The following is an 11,584-nucleotide window of genomic DNA, read 5'->3' as shown; positions in this document are numbered from 1 at the left end:
AGGACCGTGTCGAACACGTCGATGGCATCTGATCGGCCCGGTTGTAAAAGGTAACCGGGCTTTTGGGCCGGGCATTCTTAACGAGTGCTTGGGACTGACTGGTTCGGCGCACTGCAAGGTGTCCGGATAGTCAGGTTTGGCTGCCCTACGAGGCGACAAGCCGAGTGGGTAAGCTTAGCCAAACCCAATAAGGATGAGCATTGGCAATGAGAACGATCAAGTGTCAAAAGGGCATTTGGTGGATGCCTTGGCATGCACAGGCGATGAAGGACGTGATACGCTGCGATAAGCCGTGGGGAGCTGCGAATGAGCTTTGATCCATGGATCTCCGAATGGGGCAACCCACCTTAAATGCTTGGAAAATCATTTTGGTTGTCGTTTGGCTGAACGAAGCGAAGCTTCGCAAGGCCAGAGGCCGTCGCGCATCGTTGCGCGCCCTAACGGAGCGTCAGCTCCGAAGGAGCGGTACGACGCGTGAGTGAGAACCAAAATGGTTTCCAAGCATTGTTGAAAGGTATCTTATTCTGAATACATAGGGATAAGAAGCGAACGCAGGGAACTGAAACATCTAAGTACCTGCAGGAAAGGACATCAACCGAGACTCCGCAAGTAGTGGCGAGCGAACGCGGACCAGGCCAGTGGCAATGAGGAATGAAGTGGAACGATTTGGAAAGGTCGGCCGTAGAGGGTGATAGCCCCTTACACGTAGAACACTCATTGTCCTTGAGTAAGGCGGGACACGAGAAATCCTGTCTGAACATGGGGAGACCACTCTCCAAGCCTAAGTACTCGTGCATGACCGATAGCGAACAAGTACCGTGAGGGAAAGGTGAAAAGCACCCCGACAAGGGGAGTGAAATAGAACCTGAAACCGGATGCCTACAAACAGTCGGAGCCCGCAAGGGTGACGGCGTACCTTTTGTATAATGGGTCAACGACTTAGTGTGACGAGCAAGCTTAAGCCGATAGGTGAAGGCGCAGCGAAAGCGAGTCTGAACAGGGCGTTCAGTTCGTCGCATTAGACCCGAAACCGAGTGATCTAGCCATGAGCAGGTTGAAGGTTGGGTAACACCAACTGGAGGACCGAACCCGCATCTGTTGCAATAGATTGGGATGACTTGTGGCTAGGGGTGAAAGGCCAATCAAACTCGGAAATAGCTGGTTCTCCGCGAAATCTATTTAGGTAGAGCGTCGACCGAATACCCCCGGGGGTAGAGCACTGGATGGGCTATGGGGACTCACCGTCTTACTGATCCTAACCAAACTCCGAATACCGGGGAGTACTAGTCGGCAGACACACGGCGGGTGCTAACGTCCGTCGTGAAAAGGGCAACAACCCTGACCTCCAGCTAAGGTCCCCAAGTCATGGCTAAGTGGGAAAGGATGTGAGGATCCCAAAACAACCAGGATGTTGGCTTAGAAGCAGCCATCATTTAAAGAAAGCGTAACAGCTCACTGGTCTAAATAAGGGTCTTTGCGCCGAAAATGTAACGGGGCTAAAGCCATGCACCGAAGCTGAGGATGTGCCGCAAGGCACGTGGTAGCGGAGCGTTCCGTAAGCCTGTGAAGGGATACCCGTGAGGGGTCCTGGAGGTATCGGAAGTGCGAATGTTGACATGAGTAACGATAAAGAGGGTGAGAGACCCTCTCGCCGAAAGACCAAGGGTTCCTGCTTAAAGTTAATCTGAGCAGGGTTAGCCGGCCCCTAAGACGAGGCGGACACGCGTAGTCGATGGGAACCACGTTAATATTCGTGGGCCTGGTGGTAGTGACGGATCGCTTAACTTGTCTGGACTTATTGGATTGTCCAGGCCTGGACGCGGTCCCGGGAAATAGCTCCACCGTATAGACCGTACCCGAAACCGACACAGGTGGTCAGGTAGAGTATACCAAGGCGCTTGAGAGAACTGCGTTGAAGGAACTCGGCAAATTGCACGCGTAACTTCGGAAGAAGCGTGACCCTTTTGTACGCAAGTATGATGGGGTGGCACAGACCAGGGGGTAGCGACTGTTTATCAAAAACACAGGGCTCTGCGAAGTCGCAAGACGACGTATAGGGTCTGACGCCTGCCCGGTGCTGGAAGGTTAAGAGGAGGGGTGCAAGCTCTGAATCGAAGCCCCAGTAAACGGCGGCCGTAACTATAACGGTCCTAAGGTAGCGAAATTCCTTGTCGGGTAAGTTCCGACCTGCACGAATGGCGTAACGACTTCCCCGCTGTCTCCAACGCAGACTCAGTGAAATTGAATTCCCCGTGAAGATGCGGGGTTCCTGCGGTCAGACGGAAAGACCCCGTGCACCTTTACTATAGCTTTACACTGGCATTCGTGTCGGCATGTGTAGGATAGGTGGTAGGCTTTGAAGCAGGGACGCCAGTTCCTGTGGAGCCGTCCTTGAAATACCACCCTTATCGTCATGGATGTCTAACCGCGGTCCGTCATCCGGATCCGGGACAGTGTATGGTGGGTAGTTTGACTGGGGCGGTCGCCTCCGAAAGAGTAACGGAGGCGCGCGATGGTGGGCTCAGAGCGGTCGGAAATCGCTCGTCGAGTGCAATGGCATAAGCCCGCCTGACTGCGAGACTGACAAGTCGAGCAGAGACGAAAGTCGGTCATAGTGATCCGGTGGTCCCGCGTGGAAGGGCCATCGCTCAACGGATAAAAGGTACGCCGGGGATAACAGGCTGATGACCCCCAAGAGTCCATATCGACGGGGTTGTTTGGCACCTCGATGTCGGCTCATCGCATCCTGGGGCTGGAGCAGGTCCCAAGGGTTTGGCTGTTCGCCAATTAAAGCGGTACGTGAGCTGGGTTCAGAACGTCGTGAGACAGTTCGGTCCCTATCTGCCGTGGGTGTAGGAATATTGACAGGATCTGTCCCTAGTACGAGAGGACCGGGATGGACATATCTCTGGTGGACCTGTTGTCCTGCCAAGGGCATAGCAGGGTAGCTATATATGGAAGGGATAACCGCTGAAGGCATCTAAGCGGGAAACCCACCTGAAAACGAGTATTCCCTTGAGAACCGTGGAAGACGACCACGTTGATAGGCCGGGTGTGGAAGTGCGGCAACGCATGAAGCTTACCGGTACTAATCGTTCGATCGGCTTGATCGTTCCCATTGCTTATGCTCATCATGGATGCGCATCGCAATTCTTTGTCCTCACGCTGTCGGCCTTCGGCCGACGCTGCGGACGGCGCGCCAGACGACTGGCGGCTCGGCTCTGCCGGCTGCTGGAGTTGTTCGGATAAGACGCATGACGTGTTCAAAACGAAGCAATCGCTTCACCAGCTTCTCGACAATTTGCTCCCCTCCGGGGAGCAACGCTTGCGCTTTGCCGACCTGGTGGTTCTGGCGGGGTGGCTGCACCCGTTCCCATTCCGAACACGGCCGTGAAACGCCCCAGCGCCGATGGTACTTCGTCTTAAGACGCGGGAGAGTAGGTCGCTGCCAGGTCTGCAAATCGCAAGATAAAACATCTTCTCTCACAAACGCCGGCAAACGGCGAAAACAACACAAAACAAAAACGAAAGTTGACGCGGGGTGGAGCAGCCCGGTAGCTCGTCAGGCTCATAACCTGAAGGCCGCAGGTTCAAATCCTGCCCCCGCAACCAACAAAAACCCCCGGTGCCCAAACGCCCCGGGGGTTTTGTCGTTCCCCCGCGCAGTTCGGACCCACTTGTACGATTCTTCGGAGGGCTACAGCGACCATTGCGCGTCCGATTGGATGCGTAGCGCTGTATCGGATCGGGCGATAGCGCGTCTTGCGACAAGGCGCTGGTCTGTGTTCCTCTACAAACCAGCAGCCTTGGATGCGGAGAAGATCTTGGACGAACTCGATTGTGTGGTCGCCGGTGCGGGTGTGATGGGTCTTGCGGTGGCGCGGGCCCTGGCGCTCGCCGGCCGCGAGGTCTTGATCCTCGAGGCGGCCGATGCGATCGGCACGGAGACCTCGTCTCGCAACAGTGAGGTCATTCATGCTGGCATCTACTATCCAGCCGACAGCCTCATGGCCCGTTTCTGCGTCGCCGGCCGCAAAGCTCTCTACGCCTATTGCCGGGAACGCGGCCTGCCGCACTGGAACTGCGGAAAGCTGATCGTCGCCACGTCGGCGGAGGAACTGCAGCGCCTGCCGGAGATTGCGGCCAAGGCTGCGGCAAATGGCGTTGCCGACATCCGCCAGATATCCGCGGCCGAGGCAAGGGAACTGGAGCCCTCACTTTCCACCATCGGCGCCTTGTTGTCCCCGTCCACGGGGATCATCGACTGCCATGCCTACATGCTCTCGCTGCTCGGCGATGCCCAGAATGCCGGCGCGCTTCTTGCGCTGAAAAGCCCTGTCGTCCGCGCCAGGGCTGGCGACGGCCGCATTGAGGTCGACACCGGCGGCGATGACCCGCTTACGTTTCGCTGCAGGCTCTTCGTCAATGCGGCAGGCCTGCATGCTCCGGCACTTGCCAATGCGATCGACGGCCTGCCTCGGCAATTGGTGCCGTCCTCGTATTATGCCAAGGGCACCTATTTCTCTCTGACCGGAAGAACGCCGTTCTCGCGCCTCATCTATCCGGTGCCTGTCAAGGGCGGCCTCGGCATTCACCTGACGCTCGATATGGCCGGGCGCGCCCGATTCGGGCCTGACGTCGAGTGGATCGACCAGATCGATTACCACGTGGATCCGGAAAGGGCGGCGCTCTTTTACCAAGGCGTTCGCCGATATTATCCGGACCTCAAGGACGGGACGCTCGCGCCGGCCTATTCCGGCATCCGGCCGAAGATCGTGCCGCCGGAGATTGCCAACCAGGATTTCTGTATCCAGGGGCCGGACAGACACGGTGTGCCGGGGCTGATCAACCTCTTCGGTATCGAATCGCCGGGGCTTACATCGTCACTGGCGCTCGCCCACCATGTCCGCGACATGGCGCTCCACGCACTGCGCTGATTTTAGTGCATGGGTCCTTAAGGGCAAAGTCAAACTAAGGGCGAAATCATGCAGCAGTTCAGACGCACGGTGCGGTAACAGCCTCATTTTCCCGCAGGCTACGGTCGTTCCCGGTGACCCGGCTGTTTTCCGAAAGGACGCCGAGGAACATGTGGCTCTGGCGATTCTGCAAAGGGAATCGCGTTCTGGACGCATGTTTTTCCAGCCACCGCGCCATGCGCGAGGTGATGGAGGAGGTGTATGCACTCCTGACGCGCCTCGGGATCGCGCAGCTTGCGCGGCGTCGTGTCAGCGAGATCGCCTACGGCCAGCAACGGCTGCTGGAATTGGCTCTGGCCCTTGCGCTGAAGCCGAAAGTGCTCTTGCTGGACGAGCCGGCTGCCGGGGTGCCGCAAAGCGATACCGCGCGGATCGAACGGGCGATCGCCGATCTGCCTTCGGATCTGGCCGCGGGTGAGATCATCTTCGATGGCCTGCCTGGAGATGTTACCAAGGACCACCGTGTCCGCCATGCCTATTTGGGGAGCTATGCCAATGACAGCAGCATCGCTTGAGATTTCGGGCCTCTGTGCCGGTTATGGCCCAACGCGCGTCCTGGAGGACATTTCCTTCTCCGTATCCGCCGGGAAAAGGCTGGGTATACTCGGGCGCAACGGCATGGGCAAATCGACGCTGTTTGCCACCCTTGCAGGCCAGACACGCCGTTATGGCGGCACTATTCAAGTGAACGGTGAGAATATCGAGGGGGCCGACAGCGCCACCCGTGCCCTCAAGGGGCTGGGCTATGTGCCACAGTCGCGTGACGTCTTTCCGACGCTGACGGTGGAGGAGAACCTGTTCGTTGGTCTGAAGACTCGACCGAAATCGGCGATCGAAGAAGCCTATGCAATGTTCCCGCGACTGAAGGAGCGACGCCGGAACCTGGGTTCGCAGCTTTCGGGGGGCGAGCAGCAGATGCTGACGACGGCGCGGACGATTCTGGGGCAGCCTTCGGTGTTGTTGCTGGACGAGCCGTTGGAAGGGCTCGCCCCGGTCATCTGCGAAGAGCTCATGGAAGCTTTCGGCAAGCTGGCTGCTTCCGGGGAGATGACGATTTTGCTCGTCGAGCAGCGAATCCAAAGCGCGTTGGACTTTGCGGATGAGGTGATCATCCTCGAACGCGGCCGGATGGCCTGGTCTGGAACGCCGCAGGAGCTTTCGCAGGACCAGCAGTCGGTAGAAACCCTGCTGGGAGTCGGTGGGCTGCATTAAGCTGTAACTGCCGGTTTTGCCGGCGCTTGCCATGCCATCCAGTGTCGCGTGTATTGTCAGCGACGCTGCGTATATCTATGCGTATATTCTGGCGGGTTGTGAATTAATCATAAGCTTATACGGCAAATACGATTTATCATTTTACACATTATGTATTCTGATGAACTAGTAATTTCCGTAAATGTCCGCTGATCTTGTTTGTGTTCCATGGCAAATATCTGCGGGCAATCCGGATAAAATCTTCGGGCGTGCGGGGTCACGGTCCGCCCGCGTGCCCGGCTCCCCTATCGAGAAGCGTGATTCAAGTCTCGAAATGACAGCGCCGCGCATCCAGTCGGACGCGTGGCACTGTCGTTGTGGAACTTTGAATGGCTGCACGATTTTGTCCCTGAGGTGATTCCGGTTAGGGTAGCATGCCGTAGGTTTCCGAGCGCAGCTTGCGAGGGCGCAAAAGGCTGATCGCGCCGAAGGTGTCGGATCGACTGGCTCGGGCCTATGCGCATTGGCTCATGCCACGAGACGGAGACACAGAATGTCGGATCACCACCATCATCGCGATCATGACCACGAAAATGGAGAGGGCCGGTGGAAGCATGACGGCGTTCGCGTCATCAAGGGCGACCAACTCGATGACAACACGCCCCAGACGCCCGGCATGTACCGGCAGGCGGCCATCAATCACGCCCGTGTGGGCGCTCAGAAGATCTGGGCGGGCACCGTGGCGATCGAACCAAATGCCAAGACCGGCGTGCATCACCACGGTCCGCTTGAAAGCGTGATCTTCGTTGTTCGGGGCAAGGCACGCATGCGGTGGGGCGACAGGCTCGAATATGTGGCGGAGGCCGGACCCGGCGACTTCATCTACGTGCCGCCTTATGTACCGCACCAGGAAATCAATGCGGATCCCGACAACGCGCTGGAATGTGTTCTGGTGCGGTCCGACAACGAGGCCGTGGTTGTCAACATCACCGACGTCGATCCGGTGGAAAAGCCGGAGGAAGTCTATTGGGTCGATCCGATCCACAAGCATCCGGGTTGATCGCTTCCGCTGAAGGATGCGCTATTTCCCGGATCGCTCGCGGCGCAAGAGCGTCACTCCAGCGCCTCCACGAAGCGGATGATATCGCCGACCATCCGGGTATCCCAGAGATCGTTATGGCCGGAGCCGTCGTAGACCAGCATCCGCTTGGGCTCGGAAGCAATGTCAAATAGAGCCTTGCCGGAAGACAGCGGGATGATAGCGTCGCGCCGACCGTGGATAAACAGCTTCGGTTGCCTCACCTGCGCTATTCTTAAATCCGAACGGAAAGGATCCTTGATAAGGAGACTGACCGGAAAAAACGGGTAACGCGCCTCAGCGAGTGACAAGACCGACAGATAGGCCGAAACCAGAACGACTGCGGAAGCCGGTCTTTGCCAGGCGGTATTGACGGCGACGCCGCTTCCGAGCGACTGGCCGAGAACAACGATCTTGCCTTCAGTGCGGCCGGCGAGCCAGTCGAAGGCGGCGAGGCCATCGGTCATGAGCCCGGCCTCGCTCGGGGCGCCGGTTGATCCGGGATAGCCGCGATAGGAGATTGCAAGCAGGCCAATGCCTCGTAAGGCCAGCGCCTGGGCGAGGAAGTCGTAGTTCCCGATCCGGTCGGCATTGCCGAGGAAGAACAGCACCGACGCCTTGCCGGGTTCGGCTTGGCTGTAGGTTGCGTGAAGCGTTTCTCCGTCGGGCGTCCTGATGGAAACGTTTTCCCCCCAACTCGCCTGCTCTGGAGTCGGCATCCAGCTTGCGCCCGGATAGAGGATGGTGCGCTGCGACACATATGTGAGGCCGACCAGCGACAAATAGGCGAAAGCCGCCATCATCGATAACATCAGCAGGAGTTTTGTGGCGGTCACGACAACATCCACCCGCGGCTCGATTAAACATATATCGTACCGGCAAGCTGTCTACAGCGGCGCCGTCTTCTCAAATGAACAAAGGGTGCTGAGGGACGACAGCCGGCGCCGTGGCAAGGTGAGTGTGCCATGCAAGTTCAGGTCCAGACCTATATGGAGGAGGGCGGCGCCGAAAAGCTTCGACGGTTCTGGCTCAACGGCCGGCAGATCGAAGTGACCGAAAGCATCGATCAGTGGCATGGTGCCGACTACCGATATTTCAAGGTCAGGGGCAGCGACGGCAACATCTACATCTTCCATCGCGACGATTTTTCAATGGAGTGGGCGTTGACGATGTATGAGCGCGCCCACTCACGGGGAGGCGGCGATCCGTGACCCCACAATGCCCCCCCCGGACTAAGCTAAGCTCCGACCAGTTCCGACTATCTGGAACATCCGACGGTCGTTATGTCATTCGCCGGACGACCCAGAGCGACCGGCCCGTATGAGCGATTCCAGGCACGAGCCGAAGGCGCGGATTATCCTTCAGCCGCTCGGCCTCAGTGACGTCAATCAGCAGGACCTCATCATCGGTTTCGTTTGCATTCGGCGTAATCCAGCAGCGCTTGTCCTCGCAGCAAAGCCCGGCTTCCGGATTTTCCTGGAGGTACTCAATCGCATATTCAGCGTTCACTTTTCTCGGTCCAGGGTCGACCTTCATTTGCACTTCTCCTCCGTCCGATCGCTTGAGAGCCATGCCTGATTATGCACCCATGCATGTTTTTGAGCACTCAGGAGGCTGGGGCGTATGGTCAATTCCTCGGCTGGCCGAGGAATTGAGGCCGCAGGCGCCGCGGCGATCGGAAGTCTGCTGCGGCGCTGCAGTGTCTTCGGGAGGATGCGTTCAAGCGGCCTTCGCTGCCGGCTTGGCTGCCTTGATGCGGGTCACGCTGCGCCGGCCATCGACGCTGAGCGGCACATCGCCATCAACGGTGGCGCGGCGTACGACCCGGTGCTGGTCGCCATAGTCGTTGACCGCATAGTGCTGCGTGGCGCGGTTGTCCCAAATGGCAACGTCGCCGGCCCTCCAGCGCCAGCGCACGGTGTTTTCCGGGGCAGTCACGTAGGACTGGAACACCTCGTAAAGTTTTGCCGAGTCGCTCTTTGAGAGGCCGACGAGGCGCTGGACGAAATTGCCGAGCAGCAAGGATCTTTCCCCGGTTTCCGGATGGACCCGCACGACCGGATGCTCGGTCTCGTAGATCGTCGATGTGAAGACTTCCTCGAAATGCTTCTTCTCTTCGGCGGTCGCGCGCGGGCGCACGGCGGCGTAATCATAAACATTGCTGTGAATGGCCCAGAGATTGGCGGCCAACAATTTGAGCGGCTCCGGAAGGCTTTCGTATGCGGCATGCGTGTTGGACCAGATCGTGTCGCCTCCGGCCGCCGGAATGACGACGCCGCGCAGAACCGAGAACTTCGGATAGGCATCCACGAAGGTCACGTCGGTGTGCCACTGGTCCGCCCGGCCGCCGCCGCGGCTGGAATCGAGATTGAGGATCGAGGCCGTGCCAGCCGCGGCACCCTGCGTGGGATGCGGTACGAGGTCGCCCAGGCGTCGCGCGAACAGTTCCTGCGCGGCATCGTCGAGGTGCTCCTGGTCGCGGAAAAAGATCACCTTGTGCTTCAGAAGAAGCTGGTTGATGGAGCCGATCGTTGCATCCGTAAGATCTCCGCCAAGACGGACACCCTTGATTTCGGCTCCGACGCGGCCGGTCAGCGGCACGACGTCGAGCTCAGGAATGGTTTCGTTGACAAGAACTGGATTGCTCATGGAAGTCTCCTGATTGATCTTGGAAGAAGGCAGCAAGTCGCATCCGGCCAGCGACATGTCCGCTGGGCGTCGAATATCGATAAGACTACGCGGTAATCGAACAGAGTTATCTACTAAATTGATAGACAAAATTTGCTAAGTTTTTGCGATTCATTGAAATGGCAACGTCCGATCCTCCGGGCGATAAACCGCTGAAACCCGCTGCTGAACCCAAGCAGCCCGACACTCTGTCCGTAGATCTGTGCCGATCGCTAAATAATCTGACAGCGCCGGGTGCCGCCTTGCGTCAGATTCCTCTCACGAAAGACGATGAGAGGAGATCATCCGATGTTGGACGGCATTTCGACTGACGTGAACCAGGCACATGTCGTGTCAAGACTGATCCCGCCTCAGCCGAGGGTTCCCGCCTTTGCTGCGCTCGAAGGGCGGGGCCTGGCTTTCCGGCTGCTGGCCCGGCTTGCCCGGTGGATGGACACGCGGCGCGGGCGCTTGGACCTGCTTCAGCTTTCCGACTACGAGTTGAAGGATATTGGCCTCTCGCGCGGGGCCGCCTATAACGATTTCTACAAACGCGATTAGCAGGACCCCGCATGTCCCAGTTTTCGTGCCAGACGATTCTCGCGACGTCGACCGTCACCCTTCGGGACGTGGTCTGCGACGGATCATGCCGCGGCAGGAGTGCGGAGGAATGCGCGCATTCAACGAGCCTGGTCTATCCCTATCGCGGCGTTTTCATGCGGCACGTCGGCAAGAGCGATACCGTGGCTGAATCCAACCAGGTGATTTTCTTCAATCACGGCGAAGACTACCGTATCAGCCACCCAGTCGCGGGCGGCGACGCGTGCCTTGATGTGAAAGTCAGTGAAGAAATCCTTGCCGAGCTTGCGCCGCAGCAGCAGTTGCGTTCCGGCGCCAGTATCTCCTTCAGGCGTCAGCGCCGGAGGATCGATGCACGCGCACAGGCGCTCGTCGCATTGTTGCGCCATAGCCTTGGTCGCGGCATTGCCGAGACGCTGGAAGCCGAGACCCTCACGCTGACGCTCATCAGGCGCTCACTCGGGGAACGGACTTCGCACGGAGCGACCGGTACCTATGGCGGCGAGAAATTGGCAGGCCGGGCAAAACTGGTGCTCTCCGCCGATCCCGGCCGACGTTGGACGCTGAGCGAGGTCGCGAAAGAGGTGGGCGTCTCGCCGGTCTATCTGACCCAGGTCTTCCAGCAGGTCGAGGCGATGCCGCTTTACCGCTATCAATTGCGCCTGCGCTTGGCGCGGGCGCTCGACCTGCTCGGCTCGTATCACGACCTGACCGCGCTCGGTCTCGAGCTCGGCTTTTCCAGCCACAGCCATTTCAGCTCCGCCTTCAAACAGGCCTACGGCCGCACGCCGGCGGAATTCCAACGCACGCTTCGTCTTCGTTGAAGCGTCTCGCGTTCAAGCGAAATTCGCTAAAAAATCTGACAGCGCGACGGAAGCAGGCATGGTGTTCTTGCTGGCGTCGAAGCAACGACAAAAGAGGAGAGTGAACACCATGACCCCGAAAACCTGTGCCGCCTGCGATTGCGAGCTTGATCAACAGAGCATCAAGGTCAAGCTCGGCGGCAAGACCGTGGAAGTCTGCTGCGAGGAATGCGCCACGGCACTTGGCGAAGCCGAAGCGGCGAGAGCCTCAGCCAAGGCCGAGAAATAAA

At 58.5% G+C, this 11,584-nt stretch carries 10 protein-coding genes, 1 tRNA gene, 2 rRNA genes and 1 pseudogene; 11 read left to right on the top strand and 3 right to left on the bottom strand.

Going from position 1 to position 11,584, the window contains the following annotated elements; translation table 11 throughout:
- The first annotated feature begins 214 nt into the window (after nucleotides 1-214).
- The 7 genes and pseudogenes from QA637_RS15105 (at nucleotide 215) to QA637_RS15075 (ending at nucleotide 7,227) form a co-directional block, all read left to right on the top strand.
- Nucleotides 215-3,113, top strand: a 23S ribosomal RNA gene (locus QA637_RS15105).
- A gap of 226 nt (nucleotides 3,114-3,339) precedes the next feature.
- Nucleotides 3,340-3,454, top strand: a 5S ribosomal RNA gene (rrf, locus tag QA637_RS15100).
- A gap of 81 nt (nucleotides 3,455-3,535) precedes the next feature.
- Nucleotides 3,536-3,612 (top strand) — tRNA-Met (locus QA637_RS15095).
- A 212-nt stretch (nucleotides 3,613-3,824) separates the two neighbouring features.
- Nucleotides 3,825-4,937, top strand: a complete 1,113-nt coding sequence (locus QA637_RS15090; RefSeq protein ID WP_283062110.1) for an NAD(P)/FAD-dependent oxidoreductase — start codon at nucleotides 3,825-3,827, stop codon at nucleotides 4,935-4,937.
- Between the two features lie 98 nt (nucleotides 4,938-5,035).
- Nucleotides 5,036-5,491 (top strand): annotated as a pseudogene (locus tag QA637_RS15085) (ATP-binding cassette domain-containing protein); the annotation flags it as partial.
- On the top strand, nucleotides 5,472-6,188 hold the full coding sequence (locus QA637_RS15080; protein ID WP_283062109.1) for an ABC transporter ATP-binding protein: 717 nt from the start codon (nucleotides 5,472-5,474) through the stop codon (nucleotides 6,186-6,188). The pseudogene QA637_RS15085 and the gene QA637_RS15080, both read left to right, overlap by 20 nt.
- Nucleotides 6,189-6,720: 532 nt before the next feature.
- Nucleotides 6,721-7,227: a cupin domain-containing protein gene (locus tag QA637_RS15075; protein WP_283062108.1), complete on the top strand. Its 507-nt coding sequence runs from the start codon at nucleotides 6,721-6,723 to the stop codon at nucleotides 7,225-7,227.
- A gap of 53 nt (nucleotides 7,228-7,280) precedes the next feature.
- On the opposite strand, the gene QA637_RS15070 is transcribed toward QA637_RS15075, so the two are convergent.
- The gene (locus QA637_RS15070; protein WP_283062107.1) at nucleotides 7,281-8,081 is read right to left on the bottom strand and encodes an alpha/beta hydrolase; all 801 of its coding nucleotides are present in this window, start codon (nucleotides 8,079-8,081) and stop codon (nucleotides 7,281-7,283) included.
- 129 nt (nucleotides 8,082-8,210) lie between these two features.
- On the opposite strand from QA637_RS15070, the gene QA637_RS15065 reads away from it, so the two are divergent.
- A complete protein-coding gene (locus QA637_RS15065; protein WP_202982052.1) occupies nucleotides 8,211-8,456 on the top strand; it encodes a hypothetical protein in 246 nt (81 codons plus the stop codon).
- A 70-nt stretch (nucleotides 8,457-8,526) separates the two neighbouring features.
- On the opposite strand, the gene QA637_RS15060 is transcribed toward QA637_RS15065, so the two are convergent.
- Complete coding sequence (locus tag QA637_RS15060; protein WP_283062105.1) at nucleotides 8,527-8,781, bottom strand: hypothetical protein; 255 nt, start codon at nucleotides 8,779-8,781, stop codon at nucleotides 8,527-8,529.
- 183 nt (nucleotides 8,782-8,964) lie between these two features.
- Entirely contained in the window at nucleotides 8,965-9,894 is a 930-nt protein-coding gene (locus QA637_RS15055; RefSeq protein WP_283062103.1) for a TauD/TfdA dioxygenase family protein, read from the bottom strand.
- Between the two features lie 327 nt (nucleotides 9,895-10,221).
- Between QA637_RS15055 and QA637_RS15050 the strand changes: the two genes are divergently transcribed.
- The 3 genes from QA637_RS15050 to QA637_RS15040 all read left to right on the top strand — a co-directional run bounded on the left by QA637_RS15050 (nucleotide 10,222) and on the right by QA637_RS15040 (nucleotide 11,583).
- Nucleotides 10,222-10,473 (top strand): DUF1127 domain-containing protein, encoded by a 252-nt coding sequence (locus tag QA637_RS15050; RefSeq protein WP_153441215.1) that lies wholly within the window; start codon nucleotides 10,222-10,224, stop codon nucleotides 10,471-10,473.
- An 11-nt stretch (nucleotides 10,474-10,484) separates the two neighbouring features.
- Entirely contained in the window at nucleotides 10,485-11,315 is an 831-nt protein-coding gene (locus tag QA637_RS15045) for a helix-turn-helix domain-containing protein (RefSeq protein ID WP_283062100.1), read from the top strand.
- Between the two features lie 109 nt (nucleotides 11,316-11,424).
- Complete coding sequence (locus QA637_RS15040) at nucleotides 11,425-11,583, top strand: hypothetical protein (protein WP_167528325.1); 159 nt, start codon at nucleotides 11,425-11,427, stop codon at nucleotides 11,581-11,583.
- The last annotated feature ends 1 nt before the right edge of the window (nucleotide 11,584 follow it).

This window comes from Sinorhizobium terangae (assembly GCF_029714365.1).
Taxonomy (GTDB): Bacteria; Pseudomonadota; Alphaproteobacteria; order Rhizobiales; family Rhizobiaceae; genus Sinorhizobium; species Sinorhizobium terangae.
The sequence above is the reverse complement of the archived record's forward strand: the minus strand, read 5'-3'. Positions and strand labels throughout refer to the sequence as shown.